The organism is Alphaproteobacteria bacterium (genome assembly GCA_019635875.1).
Classification (GTDB): Bacteria; Pseudomonadota; Alphaproteobacteria; order Reyranellales; family Reyranellaceae; genus JAFAZJ01.
On sequence record JAHBYP010000007.1, the window covers coordinates 81,588 to 106,522 of the forward strand.

The window sequence follows — 24,935 nt, forward strand, 5'->3', positions numbered from 1 at the left end:
CTCGATGGGCAAGCGGATCGCGGTGGTCGGCGTCGGCGCGCTGGGCGGCTATGTCGGCGGCTATCTGGCGCAGAACGGGCACGACGTGACCCTGATCGACATGTGGCCGGAGAACATCGAGGCGATCCGCAAGCGCGGCCTGATGCTCGACGGCGTGACGCCCGAGGAGAAGTTCACGGTCACCAAGGCCAGGACCATGCACATCACCGAGCTGCAGGATCTTTCCCGCCAGAAGCCGATCGACATCGCCTTCGTCGCGGTGAAGTCCTACGACACCGAATGGGCGACGGCGATGATCCGCCAGTATCTCTCGCCCGATGGCTATGTGGTCTCGCTGCAGAACTGCCTCAACGAGGAGCGCATCGCCGGCATGGTCGGCTGGGGCAAGACCGTGGGCATGGTCGCCTCGCTGATCTCGGTCGACATGTACGAGCCGGCCACCATCCGCCGCACCGTGGCCAAGGGCGGCGACAAGCACACGGTGTTCCGCGTCGGCGAGGTGCATGGCCGCATCACCAAACGCGTCGAGGAGCTGCGCGAGATGGTCGGCATGATCGACAGCGCCAAGACCACGACCAACCTGTGGGGCGAGCGCTGGTCCAAGCTGTGCCAGAACGGCATGAAGAACGGCGTCTCGGCGGCGACCGGCCTGACCGGCTCCGACTGCGATCGCAACGACACCATCCGCCGCTTCTCAATCCAGCTCGGCGGCGAGGCGGTGCGCGTCGGCCAGGCGCTGGGCTACCACATCGAGAAGATCGGCAAGCTCGATCCCGAGACCCTGGCCAGGGCCTCGGAGAACGACAAGGCGGCGCTCGACGAGATCGAGTCGATCCTGCGCCCGGGCTCGAACGTCAATCCCAACCCGCGCGCCGACATCCAGCGCCCGTCGATGGCCCAGGACATCCGCAAGGGCCGCCGCACCGAGATCGAGTTCATGAACGGCTACATCGCCGAACGCGGCGACTACATCGGCGTCAAGGCGCCGGCGCACGTCAAGCTGACCGAGATCGTCAAGAAGGTCGAACGCCAGCAGATCAAGGCCGCCCCCGCCCTGCTGGGCGGCTAGCGTCTTCCCTTCCCCCGGAGGGGGAAGGTGCCCGAAGGGCGGAAGGGGGATGCCTCAACATGCTCGGCGTCCGTCTTCGACATCCCCCATCCGGCGCTTCGCGCCACCTTCCCCCTCCGGGGGAAGGTAGTTGGAGCGCGATGGCCAACTCCGAACTCCGAGGCCTCACAGGCCATGCTTGGCCCACACGGCTCGCACCTGGTCGTCGGTTGCGAAGCCACCCCGGTCAGCGGCGGCCTTGGAGCGGGCGATCGCCTCACGCTCCTCAGACGAGAGGACAAGCGGCGCAGCAAGATCAGAACCCGCGAGCTGGATGATAGCGCGCGCGATGTCATCCTGATCGTCCGAAGGCAGGCGACGCACAGCTTCCACCGCTTCATCGAGAATGGAACCCCTGAGCCTCGGGCGCGTTCATGCCTGTTGGGGCGACGGGGGACCTGCGGTCTTTTGGCGATGTCCGAGCTCGAGGCGCTGATCGCTGAGGCGATCTCGTCCGGTCGCTACCGCGACGCGGCGGAGGCGGCCGGCCATCTTGCGCGCCTGCTGAAGGGCGGCGGCGTCGGGCTCGACAGCGAGAGCGAGCTGAGCCGCCTGATCGACGGCATCGGCGAGGGCTTCTACGCGCTCGACAGCGCCTTTCGCATCGTGCGCTACAACGAGGCCGCCTCGCGCCATTTCGGCCTGCCGGCCGAGGCGGTGCTGGGCCGCGTGCTGTGGGACGTCTTCCCCTCGGCCACCGACACCGAGCTGGGCAAGCTGTTCCGCCGCACCATGGCCTCGCGCGCCACCGTGATCTCCGAGACGCAGTCGGTGCTGATCTATGGCCGCTGGCTGGCCTACCGGCTGTTCCCGCTGGGCGAGGGCATGGGCGTGGTGTTCCGCGACGTCACCGACCGCAAGACGGTCGAGGAGGATCGCGAGCTCTTGATCAACGAGCTCAACCACCGGGTCAAGAACACGCTGGCCACCGTGCAGTCGATGGCGCGCCAGACGCTGACCGGCCGTGGCGTGCCGCTGGCGGTGCAGCGCGGCTTCGAGGCCAGGCTGCAGGCGCTGGGCAACGTCCACACCCTGCTCACCGAGCGCAACTGGGAGGGCGCAGGCCTGCGCGAGGTGATCGAGGTGTCGCTGCGGCCATACGGCGTCGCCGACCGGGCGCGCTTCGCTCTCGAGGGCCCCGATTTCCGCCTGCGGCCCAAGAGCGCCGTCGCGCTGTCCCTGGCGCTGAACGAGCTGGGCACCAATGCCGCCAAGTACGGCGCGCTGTCGGCGGACAGCGGCCGCGTCGCGCTCGCCTGGCGGATCGCCGGCGAGGGCTTCGGCCTGCGCTGGCAGGAAAGCGGCGGCCCGCCGGTCAGGCCGCCGGCGCGCCGCGGCTTCGGCACGCGGCTGATCGAGCGCGGGCTGGCGGCGGAGTTGCGCGGGCGGGTGAAGATCGAGTACCGAACGGAGGGCGTCGTCTGCACGATCGAGGCGCCGCTCGATTCCCTGCGCGAGGAGGGCTCAGCTTGACCACCGGCTCCCGCAAGCGCCGCGTGCTGATCGTCGAGGACGAGATGCTGGTGGCCATGCTGGTCGAGGACATCCTCGACGAGCTCGGCCTGGAGGTGGCGGGGATCTGCGGTCATCTCGACGAGGCGCTGAAGCTGGCCGCCGGCGAGGCGGTCGATTTCGTGCTGCTCGACGTCAACCTCGACGGCAAGCGCAGCTTCCCGGTCGCCGACATCCTGCGCGCCCGCAACATCCCCTTCGCCTTCGCCACCGGCTACGGCGGCAAGGTGCTCGAGGACCAGTACGCCGGGGTGCCGACGCTCAACAAGCCGTTCATGTTCGGCGATCTGAAGCAGGTGCTGGAGAAGGCCGGGGTGATTTGAGTTTGAGGTTTGTGCCTTCCTTCTGCTCCCTCTCCCCGCGTGCGGGGAGAGGGTTGGGGTGAGGGGCTGCCGCAAGTGGCGCACCACGGCTGTGCCCAATCTGAAACGACCCCTCACCCCGACCCTCTCCCCGCAAGCGGGGAGAGGGAGGAAAACGCCATATGCGATCGCCCTTCCCCCTCCGGGGGAAGGGAGCTTACGTCGCCTTGCCGACCATCGTCTCGATCAGCGTCGGCCCGTCCGTCTTGGCCAGCGCCGCGTCAAGCGCGGCGTCGAGCTCCAGGGCGGTGGTGGCGCGGCGCGCGGTGACGCCGAAGGCGCGGGCGAGGCCGGAGAAATCGATCGGCGGGTCGCGGAAATCCATGCCGATCGGCTGGTCGTTGCCGTGGAACAGCTTCAGCCGGTCCTTGAGGATCTGGTAGCCGCCGTTGTTGGCGATCACGAAGATCACCGGCAGCTTGTAGTGCGCCGCGCTCCACAGCGCCTGCACGGCGTACATCGAGCTGCCGTCGCCGATCACCGCCACGACGCGCCTTTTGGGCTGCGCCAGCTGCACGCCCACGGCCGCGGCGATGCCCCAGCCGATGCCGCCGCTGACATTGCCGAAATAGGAATAGCGGTCGCGGAACGGCCAGTAGCTCACCAGGCTGTTGGCGCTGGTCAGGCCCTCGTCGACGACGATCGCGTCGTTGGGCAGGCGCTCCGACAGCCGCATCATCACCCACTCCGGATGCAGCGGGCTGGCATCGACGCGCAAAGCCGTCTGCTGGCGCCTGGCCTCGCGTTTGGCGCTCCAGTTCTTCGGCGAGAAGCCGGCGATCGCGGTGCGCGCCTTCGACGCCAAGGCCGAACCGCCCAGGCGCTCGAGCACCGGGATCAGCGCCTTGAGCGTCTCCCTGACGTCGGCGCGCAGGGCGATCTCGGCCGGGAAGTTCTTGCCCATCTCCCAGTCGCGCAGGCCGATCTGCAGCACGCGCGTGTCCGCCGGCAGCGGCTCGATCTCGCTGTAGACCGACATCTGCAGCACGTCGGCGCCGAGGCAGAGCAGCACATCGTGCGGTGCCAGGATGTCGCGCACCGCGCGCTGGTTGCGGTTGAGCGAGCCCATGAAGCAGGCGTGCTCGGAGAGGAAATGCGCGCCGGTGTTGACCGTCTGCTGCCACACCGGCGCACCCAGCAGCTCGGCGAAGCGCGCCGACTCGGCGAGCGCATCCGAGGTGACGATCTCCGTGCCGGCGACGATCACCGGCGATCGCGCCGCCAGCAGCCGGCGGGCGAAGGCTTCGAGCGCGGCATCCGAGGGACGCACCGCGGTGTCGACGCGCGTCGACTCGCCCAGATCGAGCGGCGCCTCGTCGTTGAGGATGTCGCCGGGCAGCGAGATGAACACCGGGCCGGTCGGCGCCGTGGTGGCGATCTTGGCGGCGCGGCGCATGATGCGCGGCAAATCCTCGATGCGCGTCACCTCGGTGGCCCATTTCACGACCGGCGTCGCGATCGGCACCAGCGGCGCGTAGAGCAGCGGCTCGGTCAGCCCATGGCCCTGCTCCTGCTGGCCGGCGGTGACGATCATCGGCGTGCCCGACATCATCGCCGTGTAGATCGCACCGATGGCGTTGCCCAGGCCGGGCGCGACATGCACGTTGCACGAGGCGAGCCGGCCCGAGGCGCGGGTGAAGCCATCGGCCATGGCGATCACCACCGATTCCTGCAGGCCCAGCACGTAGCCGAGATCGGGATGCTCGCGAAGTGCATGCATGATCGGCAGCTCGGTGGTGCCGGGATTGCCGAACAGGGTCGTCACGCCCTCGTCCTTGAGCAGCGCGAGGAAGGCGCTGCGCCCGGTGATGGTGTTCGCACCCTTGGTGTCGGTGGCGACGCTCATGATCCACTCCTTTTTGTCGCGCGCAGATTGACTCTGCGAATGCGGCGCTGCAATGTCGTGCGCAGGGAGGCAGCCCGTCGTTTCGCACGAGGGAGGCCGTGCGCTTTGAAGTGAGCGCCCATGTCCCGTTCCCAGAAAGCAGATGCAGTTCCCCTGAGCGACGCCGCGCGCGCGTGAGCGTCACGCCGGGTGGAATCGTGATGGATGGCCGCATGACATGCGCCCGCGGGCGACGTCAGCGTCGGAAGCGCCGAGGAGTGAGCGCCGGTGCCGTCCCTCCGATCCCGCTTGGCGATCCCCCTGGCGATCCCCCTGCCATGCCCTTCCATGGCCTTCCATCCCCCTTGGCGATCCCCCCTTCGATGACCTTCCATCCCCCGGCGATCCCCCTGCCATCCCCCCAAGCTTTCCCCACCCCCTAAAGGGGGTGGGGAAAGCTATGGTCAAGACGCTACGCTTGGGCTTCGCGTCTTGACCCTTGCCCTGGAGACCTGAACCCATGAAAGCCCGCCGCGTCGTGCTGCTGAACCGTCCCGCCGGCGAGCCCGCCGAAAGCGACTTCCGCGTCGAGGAGTTCGACGTGCCCGAGCCCGGGCCGCTCGAGGTGCTGGTGCGCGTCATCTACATGTCGCTCGATCCCTACATGCGCGGGCGCATGCGCGATGTCGCCTCGTACTCGCCGCCGGTGGCGATCGGCGCGGTGATGACCGGCGGCGTCGTCGGCGAGGTGGTGACGTCGAACGACCCGCAGTTCAAGCCCGGCGAGATCGTCGAGGGACGGCTGGGCTGGCAGGAATACGGCCTCGCGCGCGCTTCGGAGCTGCGCAGGATCGATCCTTGCATCGCGCCGATCTCGACCGCCAACGGCATCCTCGGCATGCCCGGCATGACCGCCTATTTCGGCCTGCTCGAATGCGGCCGGCCGCAACCCGGCGAGACCATCGTGGTCAGCGCGGCGTCGGGCGCGGTCGGCCAGGTGGTGGGCCAGATCGGCAAGATCATGGGCTGCCGCGTCGTCGGCATCGCCGGCGGCAAGGCCAAGTGCGACTTCGTCGTGCAGGAACTCGGCTTCGACGCCTGCGTCGACTACAAGGCGGCCAACGATCTCGACGCGGCGCTGCGCGCGGCCTGTCCCGACGGCATCGACGTCTATTTCGAGAATGTCGGCGGCGCGGTGGGTGACGCCGTGCTGCGCAACCTCAACTTCTTCGCCCGCGTCGCGCTGTGCGGCTCGATCGCGCAGTACAACGAGACCGCGCCGATGGGACCGCGCCTGCTCGGCACCTTCGTCGGCAAGCGCGTGACGGCGCGCGGCTTCATCGTCACCGATTTCGCGCCGCACTGGCCGGTGGCGCTCAAGCGCATGGCCGGCTGGATCAAGGCCGGCAGGCTGAAGTACCGCGAGGACGTGGTCGACGGCATCGAGCGCGCGCCACGGGCGTTCATCGGCCTGCTGCGCGGCGAGAACTTCGGCAAGCTGCTGGTGAAGCTCGGGCCGGAGCCGACGTGACAAGCACGCTGTCGTCCTGAGCGGCAGCGAAGGACCTCGCGGTATCGCGGTCAGGCACCGGCGTGGTGTCCGATCGCACCACCGCCAGGTCCTTCGCTTCGCTCAGGACGACGAGGAGTCAGTATCCCTCATCCGCCAGGTTCAGCAGCGGAAAGGCGCTGTGCACGTGCGGCAGGACCACCGGGCTGGCGGGGCAGAGATAGGAGGGGTCGACCTTCGACAGCGAGTCCAGGCCGAGCAGGCCCAAGCACTCCTTGACCTCTTCCTCGAGCAGCTCGAGCACGCGCACCACGCCCTCGGCGCCGGCGACCGCCAGGCCGTAGCAATAGAGTCGGCCGATGCCCACGGCGTCGGCGCCCAGCGCGATCGCCTTCACCAGATCCGTGCCGCGGCTGATGCCGCCGTCCATCACCACCTTCGCGCGCCCGCCGATCGCGCCCACGACCTCGCGCATGGCGTCGAGCGCGCCGCGGCCGTGGTCGAGCTGGCGGCCGCCATGGTTCGACACGTAGACCGTGTGCACGCCCATGTCGCAGGCGATCAGCGCGTCCTCGGCGGTGTTGATGCCCTTGAGCATCAGCTTCACGTCGGGATATTTCTCGCGCACGCGCCTGACATTGTCCCACGAGAACGCGGCCTGATGGTTCACGCCGGTGACGTTGGTGCGCCACGACTTGATGAAGCGCTTGGCGATGTCGCGCTCGCGCCTGGAGTAGACCGCGGTGTCGACGGTGATGCAGAAGGCGTCGAAGCCGCAATCGACGGCGCGCTGCACGCGCTCGGCGACCCAGCCATCGTCGCCGCGCACGTAGAGCTGATAGACCTTCAGCGCCGGCGAGGACTTGGCGACCTTCTCCATCTCGACCGTGGTCACCGAGCTCAAGAGCATGCCGCAGCCGAACATCTCGCACGCCCTGGCGACGGTGACGCCGGCGCCGGGATCGAACGACTCCAGCGAGCCCACCGGCGCCAGCAGCACCGGCAGGCGCAGCGTGCGGTCGAGGAAGCTGCCCGTGGCCTCGATCTGCGACACGTCGCGCAGCACGCGCGGCTTGAAGCCCAGCATGTCGAGCGCCAGCCGGTTGCGCTTCATCGTCGTCTCGCTCTCGGTGGCGCCGATCAGGTAGTCCCAGATATTGGGATTGAGCCTTGTGCGCGCCGCCTTCACGAATTCATGCAGGCACTGGTATTCGTTGCTGAGGTCCATGGATCCGCTCGCTTCCTTCGCCGGCCGGACGTTAGAGCGAAACGGGGGCGAGGGAAATTCCCTTCCCCCGGAGGGGGAAGGTGCCCGAAGGGCGGAAGGGGGATGCCTGGGACGAACGCGGGAGTCCGTCTTCGACATCCCCCTTCCGTCGCTCCGCGCCACCTTCCCCCTCCGGGGGAAGGTAAGATATGACAGCGCATGACCAACCAGCCCGACACCGCCATCGGCCCGACCTCGCGCGTCTATTTCTCTCAGCGCCTGCGCCTGCATTACGTCGACTGGGGCAACCCCGCCGCGCCGCCGCTGCTGCTCGTGCATGGCGGGCGCGATCATTGCCGCAACTGGGACTGGGTGGCCGAGCGCCTGCGCAAGGACTGGCACATCATCGCTCCCGACCTGCGCGGGCACGGCGACAGCCAGTGGTCGCCCGACGGCAACTACGCCATGTCGGCCTTCGTCTACGACATCGCCCAGCTGATCCATCAGCAGAAGCTGGCGCCGGTGACCATCGTCGCGCACTCGCTGGGCGGCAACATCTCGCTGCGCTACGCCGGCGTCTATCCCGAGAGCGTGCGCAAGCTGGTGGCGATCGAGGGGCTGGGTCCCTCGCCGAAGATGCTGGCCGAGCGGCAGAAGAAGACCATCGAGGAGCGCATGCGCGGCTGGATCGACGAGGTGCGCGGGCTGTCGGGCCGCCTGCCGCGGCGCTACGCCAGCATCGAGGAAGCCTTCCGCCGCATGCAGGAGGAGAACAAGCACCTCTCGCCGACGCAGGCGCGCCATCTCACCGAGCACGGCGTCAACCAGAACGAGGACGGCACCTACAGCTGGAAGTTCGACAACTACGTGCGCGCCTGGTCACCCTACGACATGACCCAGGACGACATCGAACGCCTGTGGACGCGCATCGCCTGTCCGACCCTGCTGGTCTACGGCAAGGAAAGCTGGGCGTCGAACCCGCAGGACGACGGGCGCATCGCGAAATTCCCCACCGCCACGGTCGTGTCCTTCGACAACGCCGGCCACTGGGTCCACCACGACCGCCTCGACGCCTTCGTCGAGACCGTGCGCGCGTTCATCGTGTAGTTCCTTCTCCCCGCGAAGGCGGGGAGAAGGTGTCCGAAGGGCGGATGAGGGGCTTCGCGGTGTCTCGACAACGCCGCAATCGCCGTCGATCTTCGACGCATGCCACGTCCGTTTCGCGAGGTTCATACCGCCAACGCCCGCGCGCTCCGGGCCGACGCGACAGAAGCGGAAGATCGCCTGTGGGCGATCCTTCGTGGCCGTCGCCTCGGTGGCTTCAAGTTCCGACGGCAACACGCAATCGGCGACTACGTTGCCGACTTCGCCTGCATCGAATGCGGTGTGATCGTCGAACTCGACGGCAGCCAGCACGTCGAGCAGATGGGCTACGAGGCGCGACGTACAGCCTGGTTCGAGAGCATCGGCTATCGGGTCGTGCGCATCTGGAATGCCGATTTCCTCAAGGATCCAACGAGCACGCGAGAGGCGATTTGGGCGGCACTGAACGATGTCGACGGCGGCGCGCGTTGAGCCATCGCTGAAGCCCCTCATCCGCCCTTCGGGCACCTTCTCCCCGCCTTCGCGGGGAGAAGGCAAGACTCACTCCGCCGCCTGCGCCTTCTTCTCTTCCGCCGGGTCGTTCATCATCACGGTGATGTCGGCGTTGAGGTGGTGCGTCGGGCCTTCGGCGGCCTGGCCGGTGTTGATCACGTTGCGGCCGTAGGCGGTGACGACGGGGATCGCCTCGCGGGCGATCGGCGCCATCGTCTTCTTGCGTTTCAAGGCCGCCTCGATGAACGGCGCCAGCTCGGCCTGCTTCTTCGCTTCGCGGGCGGCCTGGTCCTTCTTGAGCACCGGCATCACCTTCTGCGCGAACAGGTTCAGCGAGTCGCAGATGTGCTCGTGCCTGTTGCGGCCGCCCTGCTGGATGAAGATCACCTGGTCGACGCCGGCGTCCTGGTAGCGCTGCAGGTGCTCGGTGAGCTCGGCCGGCGTGCCGACGCCGCTGCCATGGCCGACTTCGGGCAGGCCTGACCTGGCGCGCTCGAAGCGGTCCCACACGTTGGTGACGCCGGGCTGGTGCGAGCCGTAGACGTAGTAGTGGCCCAGCGAGTAGCCGAAGAACTGGAAGCCCTCGGCGCCGCGCCGTTTGGCTTCCGCCGCGTCCTCGTGGCAGGAGAAGCCGGTGACCATGGCGACGTTGGCGTTGACGGTGTGGCCGATCGGCACGCAGTCTTCCGACTTGATGATCTCGTAATACTCCTTCGCCCATTTGCCCGCCTCGGCCGGATCGACGAAGGCGAAGGTCAGCGCGCCGATGCCGGCTTTCGCGGCTGCGTGGATGGTCTCGCGGCGCGAGCACGCCACCCAGATCGGCGGATGCGGCGTCTGATGTGGCTTGGGCACGATGTTGCGCGGCGGCATCGAGAAGTAGCGGCCGTTGAAGCCGGGATAGGGCTCCATCACCATCATGTTGGCGGTCTGCTCGACCGCCTCGCGCCACATCGCCTTCTTGTCGTCGGGCGAGATGCCGAAGCCCTCGAGCTCGACGCGCGAGGCCGACTCGCCGGTGCCCCAGTCGACGCGGCCCGAGGCGATCAGGTCGAGCGTGCCGATGCGCTCGGCGACGCGGGCGGGATGATTGTAGCCCGGCGGCGCCAGCACCACGCCGTGGCCGATGCGGATGCTCTTCGTCCGCGCCGCGCACGCCGCGAGGAAGACCTCGGGCGCGGAGGAATGCGCGTATTCCTCCAGGAAGTGATGCTCGACCTCCCAGACGTAGTCGATGCCCAGCCGGTCGGCGAGCTCGACCTGCGCCAGCGCCTCGTGGAACAGCCGGTGCTCCGCGCCATCGGTCCACGGGCGGGGGAGCTGATGCTCGTAGAGCAGGCCGAATTTCATGATGCTCTCCTGTCTTCCCCTTCTCCCCGCGCAGGCGGGGAGAAGGTGCCCGAAGGGCGGATGAGGGGCTTCGGGATGCCGATACGAGTCGCGCTGCTCGTTGCGCCACCGCGAAGCCCCTCATCCGCCTCGCTGGCGCTCGGCACCTTCTCCCCGCCTGCGCGGGGAGAAGGGAATGACTATCGTGCCTCCCGCCGCCGCGTGAGGTCGCTGATCTGCACGTGCTTGCCGCCGTCGATGTCGATGCTGGCGCCGTTGATGAAGCCGGCTTTGTCGGTCATCAGGAAGGCGGCCATCTCGGCCATCTCCTCGACCGTGCCCGGCCTCCCGGTGGGGATGCCCTCGACGGCGCGCTGCAGGATCTCCGGCGGCATGCCCAGCACCTTGGGCGTGGCGATCAGCCCGGGCAACAGCGTGTTGCAGGTCACGCCCTTGTGGCCGTACTCGGCCACCACCACGCGCATCAGCCCGAGCAGCCCCGCCTTGCTGGCGCAATAGGCCGACTGGTAGCGCAAGCCGACCTGGGCGGCCTGTGAGGAGATGTTGACGAAGCGGCCCCAGCCCGACTCGGCCATATCAGGCGCGGTGGCCTTGATCATGTGGAACGGGCCGCTGAGGTTGACGCCCAGTTCCCACGCCCATTTCGCCGGGTCCATCTTCTGGATCGAGGCGATGTTGGCGACGATGCCGGCGCCGTTGACCACCGCGTCGATCCTGCCGAAGCGCTCGCGCACCGCGCTAACCGAACGCTCGACGCTGCTCCAGTCCGCGACATCGCAGGCCAGCGCCATTACCCGCTTGTCGTCATCGGCCGGCGGCGCGGCATCGATCGCCGGCTGCAGGTCGAAGCGCGCGACGCGCCAGCCCTCCTCGAGCAGCTTGCGCGTGAACGCCACGCCCATGCCGCCGAAGGCACCGGTGACGATCGCGACCCTGTCGTGGCTCATGTGGTCTCCTCTTGCTTCCTTCTCCCCGCGAAGGCGGGGAGAAGGTGCCCGAAGGGCGGATGAGCAACTGTATTGTGGAGAGGTTGAGTGAACCGGAGCAGCGACCGCGTCAAGGCGCGCGCGTTCGCGCGCCCGCTGGCGCGGCTACGGCCTTGACCCGGCCGCTGCCCCGGTTCGTTGGGCTCGGCAAGCCGTCGGCGCATTGCGCCGACAGCTCGGCAGGCTCAGGCGGCGAGCGCCGCGGGTTGCCAGTCCTGGTCGCGCGCGACCATGGCGTTGAGCATGCCGAGCAGGCGGCGCAGACAGGCAATGATGGCGAGCTTGGCGGCCTTGCCCTTGGCCCGCAGCGCCGTGTAGTGGGCGTTGAGGGTCGGGTTGCAGGCGGTGGTGGCGGCGACCATGGCCGACATGTAGAGCACGTTGCGCAGCTTGGTGCGCCCGCCCTGGATGACGCGCACGCCGCGGCGCGGGCCGCTGTCGTCGTCGAAGGGCGCGACGCCGACGAGACGCGCCAGCTTGCGGCGCGAGAGCTTGCCGAGCTCGGGCAGCCAGGCGATCAGGGCGGCGATCGCCACCGGCCCCAGCCCGGGCACGCTGCCGAGGCGGCGCGCCAAGGCGGCGAACGGCGTGTGCGCGGCGATGGCCTCGGCGATCTTGCCGTCCAGCGTGGCGAGCGCCTGCTCGAGCGCCGCCAGCGGTTGGGCCATGATCTGGGCGACATCGGCGGCGATGCTGCGCTGCTGCTGCCGCAGCGCCGTGCGGTGATCGAGCAGATCGTGGCGCGCGGCGAGCAGCTCGCCCAGCGCCGCGCGCCGGGCATCGGGCAGGATCGTCGTGTCGCGATCGTCCGCCGTGGCCAGGCCGAAGCGGGCGATTACCTGCGCATCGATGCGGTCGTTCTTGGCCCGAGCCAGCGCCTTGGCGAAGTGGCGCACCCGCTTGGGATCGACCACCCGCACCCGCAGCCCGGCCGCCCACAGCGCCGATACCGCCGTCTTCTCGTAGCCGCCCGAGGCTTCCAGCACCGCGCACCGCACGCCCAGCGCGCCCAGCCGTTCGATCAGCGCGGCGTGGCCCGCCGCGTCGTTGCGCATGCGCCACGTCTCGCCGCTCGGCAGCACGTGACAATCGAGCCATTCCTTCGAGACATCGAGGCCGACAAGACCCTCGTTCCGTGCCATCTTCGTCATCCCTTCCTTGCTCGTTCGGGCTCGCAGCCCGTTCAACTGTTCGGGTCGAGGAAGACACGAAGCGGACCATGCTCATCCACGGTCTTCGGGCCTAGGGGCAATACGGTCTCTGCTTCGCGGCGGACGGCCGCTGCTAACGGCCGTCCGCTCGCGAACTCTAGTCCTTTCCCGATACACAAGGGGCTTCACGACCTTGCGGTCAAACGTGGTGCTCGCTGCGGCGCCGCGAAGCCCCTCATCCGCCTCGCTGGCGCTCGGCACCTTCTCCCCGCCTTCGCGGGGAGAAGGAAATTACTGCGCCGTGATCCCGCCATCCATGACCAGGCCGGAGCCGGTCATGAATCCGGCATCGTCGCTCGCCAGGAAGACGATGCCGTTGGCGATATCCATCGTCGTGCCCAGCCGTCCCATCGGGTGATAGTTCTCCGACACCTTGCGCGCCTGCTCGACGTCGTTGGTGCCGGCGTGGCGCGCGCGCGCCACGAAGGTCTGCGCGCCCATGTCGGTGTCGATGACGCCGGGATGGATCGAGTTGACGCGGATGCGATAGCCCTTGCGCGCGAACTCCAGCGCCGTCGACTTGGTGAACAAGGTCACGCCGCCCTTGGTCATCGAGTAGAGCGGATCGAGCTGCGAGCCCACGAGTCCGGCGATCGAGGCGAGGTTGACGATCGCGCTGCCCTGCGGGCTCGACTTGGCGCGCTCGCGCAAAGCGGGGATCGCCGTCCTGGTGCCGAGGAAGACGCCGGTGAGATTGATGCCGCACAGGCGCTGCCACTCGGTGAGCGTCGCCTCCTCGCTGCCTTTGCCGAGGAACATGCCGGCGTTGTTGACCAGGATGTCGAGCCCGCCGAAGCGCTTGACGGTTGCGTCGATCGCCGCCTGCCACTCGGCCTCGCTGGTGACGTCGAGATGCACGTAGAGCGCCTCGCCGCCCGCCTTCTCGATCTCGCGCGCGGTCTCGCGGCCCTTCTCGTCGAGGATGTCGCCGATCGCCACCTTCGCGCCGGCTTTGGCCATCAGCTTCGCGGTCTCGGCCCCGATGCCGCGCGCCGCGCCCGACAGGAACGCGATCTTGCCGTCGAGTCTGTTCATGCTGGTTCCTCCCGCCACCACTGTCATTCCGAGCGCAGCGAGGAATCTAGCAACAACCTAGATCCCTCGCTGCGCTCGGGATGACAGAGGGTTCGTTCGAGCAAGCCTAGCCCGAGTCGCGCAATCCGGTCATGGGCGTTATGCCCTCGTTCCGCCCAGCGACGTGCTAGCGTGCGCGGCAATGAAGGACGAGGAGGAACGCTGGCGGGCGCGCGATCTGCTGGCGTCCAGGGATTTCGTGCGGCTGTGGCTGGCCGGCGGCTTCGCCAACGCGATGCGCTGGCTCGAGCTGCTCGCGGCCGGCCTGTTCGCCTACGAGATCACCGGCTCGGGCCTCGCCGCCGCCGCGGTGGCCGCCGCGCGCCAGCTGCCGCAATTGCTGTTCGGCGCCTTCGCCGGCGCGGTGGCCGAATCGGTCAACCGCAAGCACGTCTTCCTCGCCGCCCTGCTGGTGCCGGCGTCGATCTCGGCGATCCTCGCGACGCTCGCGGCGTTCGGCCATCTCGCGCTGTGGCACGTCGTGCTGGGCGGCCTGGTCTCCGGCACGATGTGGTCGACCGAGATGTCGACGCGGCGGCGCATGGTGGGCGAGGCGGCCGGCCCGCAGCGCATCGTGCAGGCGATCGCGCTCGACTCCACCACAGGCGCCGCGACCCGCATGGTCGGCCCGCTGCTGGGTGGCATCGCCTTCGAGCTGCTGGGCATGGCCGGCGCCTACGGCCTGTCGGCGGCGGTGCAGCTCGTCTGCGGCGTCGCCATGCTGGGCTTCGTCTACGCGCAGGAGACGCGGCGGCTGGCGCTGGGCCGCATCGCCACCGACATCGCCGCCGGCCTGCGCTTCGCGCGCACCAACGCGCTGATCCTGCTGGTCTACGCCATCACCATCGTCGTCAACGCCTTCGCCTTCTGCTACTCGGGCCTGATCGCGCCGATCGGCAGCGGTGAGTTCAAGGTCTCGCCGACCCTGGTCGGCATCCTCGCCGCCGCCGAGCCCGTGGGCGCGCTGGCCGGCGGCCTGGTGCTGGCGTCGGGCATGGTGCGCGTCAACCGCCGCCTGGCGTTCGTCGGCGGGTCTTCCCTGTTCTTTGTCGCATTGGTCGTGATGGCGATCTCGCCGTCCTACTGGCTGGCGGTCGCTGTGCTGGTGCTGGGCGGCATCGGCACGGCGGGCTTCGGCAACATGCAATCGACGCTGATGCTGACCGAGGCGCCGCCCGAGATGCGCTCGCGCCTGATGGGCATCGTCACGGTCTGCATCGGCACCGGCCCGCTGGGCGTGCTGCTCGCCGGCGTGCTCGCCGATGCCTCGAGCCCGCGCGAGGCGGTGATGATCATGGCGCTGGTCGGCCTGGCGCTCACCGTCGCGCTGTCGGCAAAGCTGCGGGCACGTTAGCGACTCTTCCCTTCCCCCGGAGGGGGAAGGTGGCGCGGAGCGACGGAAGGGGGATGTCTCAACGGAATCGGTGTTCGTCTTCGACATCCCCCTTCCGCCCTTCGGGCACCTTCCCCCTCCGGGGGAAGGGAGTCCTCCTTCTCACCGCGCCTTCGGGCGCGTGCGGTCGGGCCAGAATCGCGTGCCCGCACGCGCCGGTCCGCCGCCCAGGCCGATCGGCACGCCGTCGGCGCGCCAGCAGGCGGCGCCCTGCATCGAGCCGTCGTCATCGAACTGGATGGCGTTCATGCCGCCGCCGATATGCGGCAATGGCAGCATGTCGTGGCCGCGCCTGGTCAGCGCATCGCGCACCGTCTTCGGCACCTCGTTCTCGATCTCGACCGGCCCGCCCTGGCTCCACACGCGCGGCGCCTCGACCGCCTCCTGCAGCGACATGCCGTGATCGATCAGGTTGATCAGCGCCTGCATCGCCGAGCCGAAGATGCGCAAGCCGCCGGGCAGGCCCAGCGCGTAGCGCAGCCTTCCGTCCTGCAGCGCCATCAGCGGCGCCATCGACGAGGTCACCCGCTTGCCCGGCGCGATCGACAGCGTGTGGCCGGGATGCGGGTCGAACAGGTTCATGTAGTTGTTGGGGATGATGCCGGTGCCGGGCACGATGATGCGCGAGCCGAACAGATTGTTGATGGTCTGCGTCATCGCCGCGACGTTGCCCAGGGAATCGGCGACGGTGAGATGCGTGGTGTTGGCGGATTCCGGCAGGGTCAGTCCGGTCTTCCAGGCCTGCGCGCGCTTGGCATCGATCATCGCCTGGCGCATGGCGGCGTAGCGCTTGGAGATCAGCTTCGCCACCGGCACCTTGACGAAGGCCGGGTCGGCGGTGGCGGCGTTGCGGTCGGCGAAGGCGATCTTCAGCACCTCGGCCAGCAGGTGCAGCGTATCGGGCGTGCCGAAGCCCAGCCGGCGCAGATCGTAGTGCTCGAGCATGTTGAGCATCTGGATCACGTGCACGCCGCCCGAGGTCGGCGGCGGCGGGCCGACGATCTCGAAGCCGCGATAGGTGCCGCGCACCGGCTTGCGCTCGATCACCGCGAAGCCGGTGAGGTCCTTCATCGCGATCAGGCCGCCCTTCCTGGCGAAGTGATCGACGATGACGCGGCCCAGCGCCCCGCCGTAGAACACGCCCGGCCCTTTCTTCGCGATGCCGCGCAAGGTCTCGGCGTAGTCGCCCTGCACCAGCCGGCTGCCCGCCTGAATCGGCCTGCCGCCCGGTTGATAGAGCTTCGAGATCTCGCGATCGCGCGCCATGTCGGCGGCGACGTCGGAGGCGCATTCCGTGAGATAGGCCGACGCCCTGAAGCCGCGCGAGGCATGGCGGATCGCCGGCTCCATCACGTCGGCCAGCGAGAAGGTGCCGAAGCGCTCGAGGATCTGGCACCACGCCTTGAGGTTGCCCGGCGCCGCCACCGACTTGACGCCGACGGCGTTCTCGCGGCCCACCGTCTCCATGTAGTCGGGCATCCGGTCCGACACCGTCCGGTACATGTCGGGCCGCGCCGCCAGCGGCGCGGTGCTCATGCCGTCGATCACCGTGTGGCGGCCATTGGCGAAGCGCAGATGCGCCATGCCGCCGCCGAAGATGCCGACCATCATCGGCTCGACCACGGTGAGCGTGAACAGCGCGCCGATCGCGGCGTCGAAGGCGTTGCCGCCGGCCGACAGGATCTCCGCACCGGCGGCCGAGGCCAGCGGATGGTTGGTCACCACCATGCCCCTGGTGCCCATGGCCGGCCGTTTCTCGCACTGAAACGGCGTGCCGGCGCGCTTGCGCCAATCCGGACGCGGCATACGAAACGCTCCCCCCGAAATTGTCGACCGAGCATGGCAGTCGGCGCTAGCGTGAGGCAACGATCTGCAGGAGGGATCAGCCATGCGCGCCGCCATCTTCCGCAACGGCGACATCGTCGCCGGCGAGCTGGCCGATCCAGTGCCCGGCGCCGGCCAGGTGCTGGTCAGGACGCTGGCCTGCGGCATCTGCGGCTCGGACCTGCACGCGGCCAAGCACGCGCATCGCATGATCGATGTCAGCCGGCGCATGACCGGCAAGCCGCGCTTCGACCTGGCGCGCGACGTCGTCTTCGGCCACGAGTTCGTCTGCGAGGTGATCGACCACGGCCCGCAGACGAGCAAGACCTTGAAGCCGGGCACGCGGGTGTGCTCGATCCCGGTGATGCGCATCCCCGACGGCATCACCACCATCGGCTATTCCAACGATTTCGCCGGCGGCTACGGCGAGCGCATGGTGCTGACCGAGCCGTTCCTGCTGCCGGTGCCCAACGGGCTGTCGACCGAGCACGCCGCGTTGACCGAGCCGCTGGCGGTGGGCGTGCACGCCGTCGAGATGGCGCGCATCACCGGCGAGGAGGTGCCGCTGGTGATCGGCTGCGGCCCGGTCGGCCTCGCCGTGATCGCCGCGCTGAAGCTGAAGAAGATCGGCCCGATCGTGGCGGCCGACTATTCGCCGACGCGGCGCAGGCTGGCGCAGCTGATGGGCGCCGACATCGTCGTCGATCCGGCCAAGGGCTCGGCCTACGCGACCTGGACCGAGCACGCCGCGCTGCCGCCGGACGCGAAGCCGGCGGCGCCGATCATGGGCAGCCAGGTGCTGACCCGCCCGGCGCTGGTCTTCGAGTGCGTCGGCGTGCCCGGCGTGCTGCAGCAGATCTTCGAGGGCGTGCCGCGCGGCGCGCGCATCGTCGTGGTCGGCGTCTGCATGGAGCCCGACAGCACCGAGCCGCTGTTCGGCATCAGCAAGGAGCTCAACGTGCAGTACGTGCTGGGCTACACGCCCGAGGAGTTCGCCCGCTCGCTGCAGCTGATCGCCGAGGGCAAGGTCGATGTCGCGCCGCTGATCACCGGCAAGGTCGGCATCGACGGGGTGAAGGGCGCCTTCACCGAGCTCGCCAACCCTGAACGCCACACCAAGATCCTCGTCGAGCCGTGGCGATGATCTTGCCTTCCCCCGGAGGGGGAAGGTGCCCGAAGGGCGGAAGGGGGATGTCGAAACCGGACACGGGAGTCCGTCTTCGACATCCCCCTTCCGTCGCTCCGCGCCACCTTCCCCCTCCGGGGGAAGGTAAGATGCGAGCATGACCGCCAGGGTCTACTACAACAGCGCCTGCCCGGTGTGCCGCGCCGGGATCGAGGGGCAGCGCGCGCGCATGGAAGCCTGCGGCGCCACCGATGTCGAGTGGATCGACGTGCACAGCAACCCCGAGCGCGTGGCCGAGGTCGGCGCCTCGCTCGAAGCCGTGCGCGAGCGGCTGAATGTGAAGGAGGATGATGGCTCGATCGGCATCGGCGTCGATGCCTTCGAGCGGCTGTGGTCGCGCACCAGGGGGCAGCGCTGGCTGGCGGCGCTGGCACGCCTGCCCGGCCTGCGCCAGCTCGGCCAGATCGCCTACAATGCCTTCGCGCGCCGTCTCTACCGGCGCAACCGGGCGAAGGGGCGATGGTGATCCACGACAATGCCGAATCCGTGGTCGACGCGATCATCGCGCGCGTCGGCAGGAAGATCGTGCTCGCCCTGCCGCCCGCATCGCCAACGCGCTCTACGCCCGCGCGCGAGCGCCTCTCCGCCACGGCCCTGCGCGGGGCGCTGGAGTAGTCTCTGTCATCCCGAGCGCAGCGATGTCCTCACTGCTGCTCGCGCACGACCTCGGGGTAGGGAAACACGACCTTGGCGCGGGCCGGGTTCGGCTGGGCAAGCTCTTGCGCGCTCTGGTGCAGGAGATAGGCGAGCGCCGCGGCGGCGGCGATGGTCGCGACGGCCAGTATGGCGATGAGCACCCGGGGCATGGCCCGGGATATAGCAGATTATTCGGCGGCCAGCCGTGACGTTGCCGTAACCGGCCGCGACGGCCGCGCCGGCAGCTCGGCGAGGAAGGCCGACAGGATCGCCGCGACCCGCTCCTGCAGCTCGCGCGGCGAGAGCAGGTGGTCGGCGCTCTCGAGGATCTGCGTGCGCACCGTGGGCATGGCCGCGAGCGCGCGGCCGCCCGCGCCGAGATGCTGGTCGCGCTCGGCCAGCCCGTCGTCGCCGGCGCTGTAGAGCAGCAGGGTGCGCGTGCCGCGCGCGTCGATGGCGCGGAACCAGCCCTCGACCGGGCTCGCCGGCGCCTGGGCGCCGAACAGGCGGCCGCCGACCCTGGCCACCTTGTCGCGCGCGACGCGGCCGGCGCGGTTGAGCAGGGCGCGCGCCAGCTCGCGGTCGCGCTTCTCGCCACGCATCAGGCGGTGCCAGGTCTTCGGCTGGCGGATCGCGCGCCAGACATCGGCCAGGATCTCGCGGCCGCTGCGCCGGCGGGCGCGGATCACGGTTTCCAGCGTGTCGTTCTCGCCCCAGATGAAGACCTGCAGATTCATCAGCACCTGGGCGGCGATGCGCTGGTCGAGCACGGTCGAATGGAAGGCGAGATGCGCGCCCGAGCAATGGCCGACCACGACGGGATTGCGATGGCCGCGCGCCCCGAGCATCGCGATCGCGGCGCCGACATCGGCGCAGGCTTCCGTCGAATAGATCACGCCCTCCGGCCGGTCCGGCATGGCCTCGCTGTCGCCCAGTCCGGCCGAGTCGAAGCGCAGCGAGGCGATGCCCTCGGCCGCCAGCCTGCGCGCCATGTTCACCGCCATGCGGCCGAAGCCGATGTGATGGTGATGCCCGGTGTTGAGGAACAGCACGGTGGGCACGAAGCCGTCGGGCCGAGGTGCGTCGGGCCGGCACAGCACGCCGAACAGCCGCTCGGCATCGCCGAAGCGCACGGCCTCCTCGCTGCAGCCCTCGAGCGTCAGGCGCGCCGCCGACTGCGGAACCACCGCGCGCTCGGTCGTCGCCGCACCCTCGGCGAGCCACTGGGTGAGGCGCGCGAAGACGGCGTGCGGCAGGCGCTGGCCGTAGCACACCTCGTCCATCAGCTCGCTGAAGCCGTCGAAGGTGAGCTCGCTGACCTCGGCGTCGAGCTCGCGCAGGCGCGCGGCCAGCTTCTTCTCCGGCGGCGCGTCGGGCCGGTGCAGCAGCATCACGCGCTTCGCTGGCCGGCGCGCCAGCTTCAAGAGGCCCAGCCCCTTGAGGTCGGCGACGGTCGCGGACGACAGCAGGAAGCCGGTGGCCTGCAGCGCATCGGCATCGGTCGGCGGCGGCGAGCCCTCGGGCGAAGGCGTGAACATGGTCGAGAAGGCCTGCAGCTCGCGCACATAGACGCGGCCCGAGACCGGCGGCGCCATCAGCGCCAGCGCCTCGACATCGCCCAGCTCCTCGGCGGCGATGGCGCCCAGCAGCGCGCCGATTCGCAGGCCGACGACGGCGATCTCCTCGACGCCCGCCTCCCGGCGCAGGTAGCGCGTAGCGGCGTGGATCGAATCGAGCCAGGCGCGCACCCGCGCCGGATCGCACTCGTCGCCGGCGGAGTCGCCGGTGCCGGGATAGTCGAAGCGCAGGGTGGGCAGGCCGGCGGCGGCGAAGCGCTCGGCCAGGCCGCGCATCGGTCGATGCGTGCACAGCTCCTCGTAGCCCTGCGCCGCGCAGACGATCACCCCGCGCCTGCCGGCGGCGGGATGCAGCCAGCCGGCGCAGCCCTCGAACACGACCGGAATCATGGCTTCCCCCTGAACCGCAGCGGCGCCAGCCCGTTGAGCGCGTGGATTTCCCCGTCGGGCAACTCGCCCGGCTCCCCGCGCGGCTGCAGCCGCACCAGCCGCTCCTCGCCCGGCGCGAGATGGAACCACTCGTCGCGGGCGCGAAACCCAGCATCCTCGAAGTGCACGCCGCGCGCCAGTCGGCGCGTGCTCAGCCGCACGGCCCAGCCGGCATCGTCGCGCTCGAGCTCCGCCCGCATTCCCAGGTCGACCCGGCCGGGTAGCCCCTCGATCGGGAAGTGGAAGGCCTGCGCGAGCGTGGCACCGCTCGCGCGGTCGCTGAGCGTCGCCACGGTGGCGTCGTGCTGCGGCGCGCCGAAGCGATAGGCGTAGGTGACGTCGAAGAAATTCTGCAGCAGCTCGGCGCTTGTCAGCTCGAGGCTGGAGCGCGGTGCGAGGCTGAGCTCGCGGCCGGCGCGCGCGACCACGGTCGTGCCGTCGCGCAGGCAGGCGAAGGACAGCGTCGCGTCGATGCTCGCGGCGGTCTCGTTGAGCACGTGGATGGCCAGCCCGTTGACACCTTCGTCGGTGAGATTGACCTGCACCGGGCGGAAGGCGCGCTTGAGCGCGTGCCAGCACGGCTTGGGTGCGCCGGCGGAATCGATCACGCCCCAGCCGGCGCCGGGCCGCAGATCCTGCAGCATCCAGACCAGGCCGCCGGCGCAGCTCGAGCGGCCGCGCCGCCATTCGGCGTAGACCGCCTCCATCACCTCGCCGCTGATCGCCTGCGACAGTCGCAGGTAGAGATCGGGATCCCCATAGCGCAGCCGCGAAGGCTCGACGTGATAGAGCGTGCGCATGTAGTGCTCGCGCACGTCCTCGAAATCCCAGCCGACGCCCTGGTCGCGCGGCACGGCCGACTTCCAGCGCGGATGGTGGCCGACAGCGGCGATCTGCTCGCCCATCAGCGCCGCCACGTTGGCGCGCTCCGGCACGTTGGCGAAGGCCAGGCACTCGGCGGCGAAGCGCACATTGGCGCGCCGCGCGTCGTCGAGCGGGCGCAGATAGGCGCTGACGCCGTAGTAGTGCGAGACGCCTTCGCTGGCGACGAAGGGCAGGGCGCCACCGGTCGGCGCGTTGCGCACGAAGGGCACGTCGGGCCGGCGCTGCGCCACGGCGCGCGGCAGCACGTCGGTGAAGATCAGGTTGTCCCACGAGCCTTTCGCCAGGCCGAGCATCGCCGCCTGCTGCTCGACCTCGCTGCCGCCGCACAGCACGGTGAGCGACGGATTGGCCTGGGTGCGGTCGAGCAGCTGCGCGGCCTCGCGCTCGACAGTGTCGAGGAAGGCGGGATCGCTCGCCGGATAGTCGAAATTGGCGAACATGAAATCCTGCCAGACCATCAGGCCCAGCTCGTCGCACAGCGCGAAGAAGGCGTCGCTCTCGTAGAGCATGGTGCCGCCGACGCGGATCATGTTCATGCCGGCGTCGCGCGCGGTGCGCAGCCACGGCTCGTAGGCGGCACGGTCGCCCGGCAGCGAGACGATGTCGGCGCTGCTCCACGCAGCACCACGGCAGAACACGCGCTCGCCGTTGATCCGCAGCGCAAAGCCCTTGCCGTCGGCGCCGCGATCGACCTCGACCGTGCGAAAGCCGACCTGGCCGAGATCGAGCGCGATGGTGCCGATCTTGAGATGCGCGTCGTGCAGCGCGGGCGTGCCGTGCGTATGCGGCCACCACAGCGCGACGTCGGGAATGCGCAGCGCGCCCTGCAGCTTGCCGTCGTGCCAGGTCAGCGCCGCGCGCCAGTCGCCGACCTCGAGCAACGCGGCGGGATGCGTGCCGTCCGTCCAGTCGGCGGCGATGCTGACGCTGACGACGCCGTCGCCGCCCTCGACGCGGGTGCGCAGATCGACATTGCGCAGGCTGAGCGGGCAGGCGCGCTCGACCAGCTCGATCGGGCGATAGGGGCCGACCGCATGCACCGGCGGGCACCAGCCGGCCATGTGGCCCAGCAGCGTGGTGCGGCAGAAGCGCAGATTGGCCGGCTCGGCGAGCCGCGTGCGCCAGCGGCCGCGGCCTTTCTTCGCCGCCAGCAGGGGATGAAGCGCGCGGAAGGCGAGGCAGAGCTCGTTGTCGCCGCGCAGGCTGACATCGATGGCATGTTCGACGAACATGCTGTCGCTGCCCAGCAGGCGCTCGCCGTTGAGCCACACCTCGGCGATGGTGGCGAGGCCGCCCAGGCGCAACGTGCGCGGGCCGTCGCCCTCGAAGCGCAGGCGGTACCAGACATCGCGATCGTGCAGCGGGGTGGGCGCGTCGAGCGACCAGCGTCCGGCGTCGCGCAGCGCCTGCGCGGCGGTGCCGGGCACGGGTGCGGCGATCCAGCCGGCGGTCGAGCCGAGGCAGGCCGGCGTGGCGATGGCGCCCGGCGCCGTCGTCGCCAGGGACCAGCCCTCGCCGAGCGCGCGCACGCGCTCGCCTGCGTTGGAGTGCACGCGCGCCATCGCCGCGCTCACCCGGCCTTCGCTGTGATCGTCTCACACCACCACGGCATTCCGCTCTCCGTGGAGGCCAAGGCTTCTCAGACGGCGTCGCTGTCCCGCCACGACAAACGGAGCCCGCCACGGGTCGCCCCGTGTCCGATCGTTCGCTCCCGTTCAGGCGTGGCCGGAAACCTGGTCGATCACGGCGCCCAACGCGCGCGATCGCCCTCCACCATCATCGATCCTTCCCCCGTGCCTAAAACCATTCATGCTCGCCCGGTCCTCCACCCCCGTGGATCACCGCGCGCTTATTTGCCTTCGCCGTGAACCATCCGGGCCTCTATTCATGGAGAGCCTAGATGTCGATGTTCACGCGAACGCTGAACAAGAGGTACGTTGAGTCCTATCGTGAGTCAAATTGCCGAATCAGCGGCTTTGCGCGTCGTCTTGCGAGGCGCAGCGAACTGCAAATGACTGGCGGCGGGCAAAACAACTCCCTGATTCACCGATGCGATTCCGGCCCCGTCGGATCGCGGCGTCGCGCCTCGGCACGTAGCGCGATCCCGCTGCGATCGCGGCAGGTCCGCCGATCGAGGCGCATGTCCGCGCTGACCCGCACTTTAAGTCCTTACGGTAAAGGTCTTTGATTTCTCGGGATAAAATCGGTGCCCTTCGACCACTTGTGACATGTGCTCTGAAATCACGATGACGCACTCGATGGGGTGCCCTGCGTCAACCGGCCACACACCAGGAATAGTAGGTCATGCGTACTTCGACACCAGCGGCGTGATGGCGAACTGGTAGGACGTCGCCAGCGTGTCGAGCAGGGCGTCGTAGTCGCCGAACTTCTTGCGATTGACCGCGCGGGCCAGCTGGAACTGCAGTGCCTTGCAGGCGGCCGACACGGTCTGGCAGGCCGAGATCGCGCCGGCGAGGTCCTTCTGCCCGTTCTCGGCGAGCCAGCGCAGATAGCTGCCCAGCATCTCGAAATTGGCGCCGAGCTGGCGCGGCACGTTGAAGGCGTACTGATGGAAATAGTCCATCGAACGCGTCGCCAGCCATTCGATGTGCGTCGGGAACTCGGCGCGGAAGGCGGCGATGGGATCGGCCGGGCGGCGGCGCAGATGGGTGCCGAGCAGCGCCAGCGAGCGGTCGACCAGGGCGCGGCCGGCGAAGGGCGGGCTCTCGCGCTTCACGAACTCGCAATAGGGAAAGAGGATCTCGGGCGCGCGACGGAACACGCCGTCGAAATCGGCGCCCTCCAGCCGGTGGAAGGCGGTGTTGTGGAAGTAGCCCAGCCGCTTGCCCGCGATGTCGATGTCGATCGCCGCCACCGTCGTCTTGGTGTGGGCACGGCCGTAGGAGGTGCCCTTGGTGTCGGGCAGATGGAAGGCGTCGACCTCGACCAGCACCATGCGGCCGCGGCCGAGCTGCTGCTCGATATGGCCCTCGACGGTGTCGAAGATCGCCAGCTCCTGCACCGCCAGGCCGAACAGCGCGCGCAGATCCTCGGGCGGAAACTTGAAGAAGGTGAAGTGATCGCCCTCGAAGTCCTGCGCCACGGTGAAGGGCAGCGCCGCCAACGGCTCCAGCCCGAGCGCGTGCAGCGCCTCGACCCAGACGTCGATGTAGCAATTGGTCTCGACCCAGTCGCGGTCCGGCGCGTGCAGGCTGTGGGGCACCCAGGTCGCGGGATTGAGGTCGAGCAGCCGCGCCGCCATGG

The 24,935-nt window shown here is 69.3% G+C and carries 22 protein-coding genes; 10 read left to right on the forward strand and 12 right to left on the reverse strand.

Features of this window, described 5'->3' with window-relative positions; translation table 11 throughout:
• Positions 1-4 precede the first annotated feature (4 nt).
• The gene (locus KF889_22950) at positions 5-1,069 is read left to right on the forward strand and encodes a 2-dehydropantoate 2-reductase (protein MBX3502310.1); all 1,065 of its coding nucleotides are present in this window, start codon (positions 5-7) and stop codon (positions 1,067-1,069) included.
• A 165-nt stretch (positions 1,070-1,234) separates the two neighbouring features.
• On the opposite strand, the gene KF889_22955 is transcribed toward KF889_22950, so the two are convergent.
• Positions 1,235-1,456, reverse strand: coding sequence for a hypothetical protein (locus KF889_22955; protein ID MBX3502311.1), 222 nt, complete (start codon positions 1,454-1,456; stop codon positions 1,235-1,237).
• A 66-nt stretch (positions 1,457-1,522) separates the two neighbouring features.
• On the opposite strand from KF889_22955, the gene KF889_22960 reads away from it, so the two are divergent.
• Positions 1,523-2,581 (forward strand): PAS domain-containing protein, encoded by a 1,059-nt coding sequence (locus KF889_22960; protein ID MBX3502312.1) that lies wholly within the window; start codon positions 1,523-1,525, stop codon positions 2,579-2,581.
• Positions 2,578-2,943: a response regulator gene (locus KF889_22965; GenBank protein MBX3502313.1), complete on the forward strand. Its 366-nt coding sequence runs from the start codon at positions 2,578-2,580 to the stop codon at positions 2,941-2,943. Before KF889_22960 ends, KF889_22965 begins: the two co-directional genes overlap by 4 nt.
• Positions 2,944-3,139: 196 nt before the next feature.
• Here the strand turns inward: KF889_22965 and KF889_22970 are convergent, their stop codons facing one another.
• Complete coding sequence (locus KF889_22970) at positions 3,140-4,828, reverse strand: thiamine pyrophosphate-binding protein (GenBank protein ID MBX3502314.1); 1,689 nt, start codon at positions 4,826-4,828, stop codon at positions 3,140-3,142.
• A 499-nt stretch (positions 4,829-5,327) separates the two neighbouring features.
• Here KF889_22970 and KF889_22975 point away from each other — a divergent pair, with 499 nt between their 5' ends.
• Positions 5,328-6,338 carry an NADP-dependent oxidoreductase gene (locus KF889_22975; GenBank protein MBX3502315.1) on the forward strand — a complete coding sequence of 337 codons (1,011 nt, stop codon included), beginning with the start codon at positions 5,328-5,330 and terminating at the stop codon, positions 6,336-6,338.
• A gap of 118 nt (positions 6,339-6,456) precedes the next feature.
• Here KF889_22975 and KF889_22980 read toward each other — a convergent pair whose 3' ends face one another.
• Positions 6,457-7,545, reverse strand: a complete 1,089-nt coding sequence (locus tag KF889_22980; protein ID MBX3502316.1) for an alpha-hydroxy-acid oxidizing protein — start codon at positions 7,543-7,545, stop codon at positions 6,457-6,459.
• Between the two features lie 198 nt (positions 7,546-7,743).
• Between KF889_22980 and KF889_22985 the strand changes: the two genes are divergently transcribed.
• Both KF889_22985 and KF889_22990 read left to right on the forward strand, forming a co-directional pair.
• Entirely contained in the window at positions 7,744-8,631 is an 888-nt protein-coding gene (locus KF889_22985; GenBank protein ID MBX3502317.1) for an alpha/beta hydrolase, read from the forward strand.
• 99 nt (positions 8,632-8,730) lie between these two features.
• A complete protein-coding gene (locus KF889_22990; protein MBX3502318.1) occupies positions 8,731-9,099 on the forward strand; it encodes a DUF559 domain-containing protein in 369 nt (122 codons plus the stop codon).
• A gap of 69 nt (positions 9,100-9,168) precedes the next feature.
• Here KF889_22990 and KF889_22995 read toward each other — a convergent pair whose 3' ends face one another.
• The 4 genes from KF889_22995 to KF889_23010 form a co-directional block, all read right to left on the reverse strand.
• The gene (locus KF889_22995; protein MBX3502319.1) at positions 9,169-10,470 is read right to left on the reverse strand and encodes an LLM class flavin-dependent oxidoreductase; all 1,302 of its coding nucleotides are present in this window, start codon (positions 10,468-10,470) and stop codon (positions 9,169-9,171) included.
• Between the two features lie 179 nt (positions 10,471-10,649).
• The gene (locus KF889_23000) at positions 10,650-11,417 is read right to left on the reverse strand and encodes an SDR family oxidoreductase (protein MBX3502320.1); all 768 of its coding nucleotides are present in this window, start codon (positions 11,415-11,417) and stop codon (positions 10,650-10,652) included.
• Between the two features lie 224 nt (positions 11,418-11,641).
• Positions 11,642-12,598 (reverse strand): IS110 family transposase, encoded by a 957-nt coding sequence (locus tag KF889_23005; GenBank protein ID MBX3502321.1) that lies wholly within the window; start codon positions 12,596-12,598, stop codon positions 11,642-11,644.
• A 300-nt stretch (positions 12,599-12,898) separates the two neighbouring features.
• The gene (locus KF889_23010) at positions 12,899-13,702 is read right to left on the reverse strand and encodes a glucose 1-dehydrogenase (GenBank protein ID MBX3502322.1); all 804 of its coding nucleotides are present in this window, start codon (positions 13,700-13,702) and stop codon (positions 12,899-12,901) included.
• 181 nt (positions 13,703-13,883) lie between these two features.
• On the opposite strand from KF889_23010, the gene KF889_23015 reads away from it, so the two are divergent.
• Positions 13,884-15,095 carry an MFS transporter gene (locus KF889_23015; GenBank protein ID MBX3502323.1) on the forward strand — a complete coding sequence of 404 codons (1,212 nt, stop codon included), beginning with the start codon at positions 13,884-13,886 and terminating at the stop codon, positions 15,093-15,095.
• Between the two features lie 141 nt (positions 15,096-15,236).
• Here KF889_23015 and ggt read toward each other — a convergent pair whose 3' ends face one another.
• The gene (gene ggt, locus KF889_23020) at positions 15,237-16,940 is read right to left on the reverse strand and encodes a gamma-glutamyltransferase (protein ID MBX3502324.1); all 1,704 of its coding nucleotides are present in this window, start codon (positions 16,938-16,940) and stop codon (positions 15,237-15,239) included.
• A gap of 82 nt (positions 16,941-17,022) precedes the next feature.
• On the opposite strand from ggt, the gene KF889_23025 reads away from it, so the two are divergent.
• The 3 genes from KF889_23025 to KF889_23035 all read left to right on the forward strand — a co-directional run bounded on the left by KF889_23025 (position 17,023) and on the right by KF889_23035 (position 18,759).
• Positions 17,023-18,102 carry a zinc-binding dehydrogenase gene (locus KF889_23025; GenBank protein MBX3502325.1) on the forward strand — a complete coding sequence of 360 codons (1,080 nt, stop codon included), beginning with the start codon at positions 17,023-17,025 and terminating at the stop codon, positions 18,100-18,102.
• Between the two features lie 139 nt (positions 18,103-18,241).
• A complete protein-coding gene (locus KF889_23030; GenBank protein MBX3502326.1) occupies positions 18,242-18,610 on the forward strand; it encodes a DUF393 domain-containing protein in 369 nt (122 codons plus the stop codon).
• Positions 18,604-18,759: a hypothetical protein gene (locus tag KF889_23035; GenBank protein ID MBX3502327.1), complete on the forward strand. Its 156-nt coding sequence runs from the start codon at positions 18,604-18,606 to the stop codon at positions 18,757-18,759. Before KF889_23030 ends, KF889_23035 begins: the two co-directional genes overlap by 7 nt.
• Before the next feature lie 29 nt (positions 18,760-18,788).
• Here the strand turns inward: KF889_23035 and KF889_23040 are convergent, their stop codons facing one another.
• The 4 genes from KF889_23040 to KF889_23055 all read right to left on the reverse strand — a co-directional run bounded on the left by KF889_23040 (position 18,789) and on the right by KF889_23055 (position 24,933).
• On the reverse strand, positions 18,789-18,950 hold the full coding sequence (locus tag KF889_23040) for a hypothetical protein (protein MBX3502328.1): 162 nt from the start codon (positions 18,948-18,950) through the stop codon (positions 18,789-18,791).
• An 18-nt stretch (positions 18,951-18,968) separates the two neighbouring features.
• The gene (locus KF889_23045; protein MBX3502329.1) at positions 18,969-20,747 is read right to left on the reverse strand and encodes an alpha/beta fold hydrolase; all 1,779 of its coding nucleotides are present in this window, start codon (positions 20,745-20,747) and stop codon (positions 18,969-18,971) included.
• Complete coding sequence (locus KF889_23050) at positions 20,744-23,233, reverse strand: glycoside hydrolase family 2 protein (protein ID MBX3502330.1); 2,490 nt, start codon at positions 23,231-23,233, stop codon at positions 20,744-20,746. Before KF889_23050 ends, KF889_23045 begins: the two co-directional genes overlap by 4 nt.
• A gap of 740 nt (positions 23,234-23,973) precedes the next feature.
• Positions 23,974-24,933, reverse strand: coding sequence for a DUF1839 family protein (locus KF889_23055; GenBank protein ID MBX3502331.1), 960 nt, complete (start codon positions 24,931-24,933; stop codon positions 23,974-23,976).
• Between the last annotated feature and the right edge of the window lie 2 nt (positions 24,934-24,935).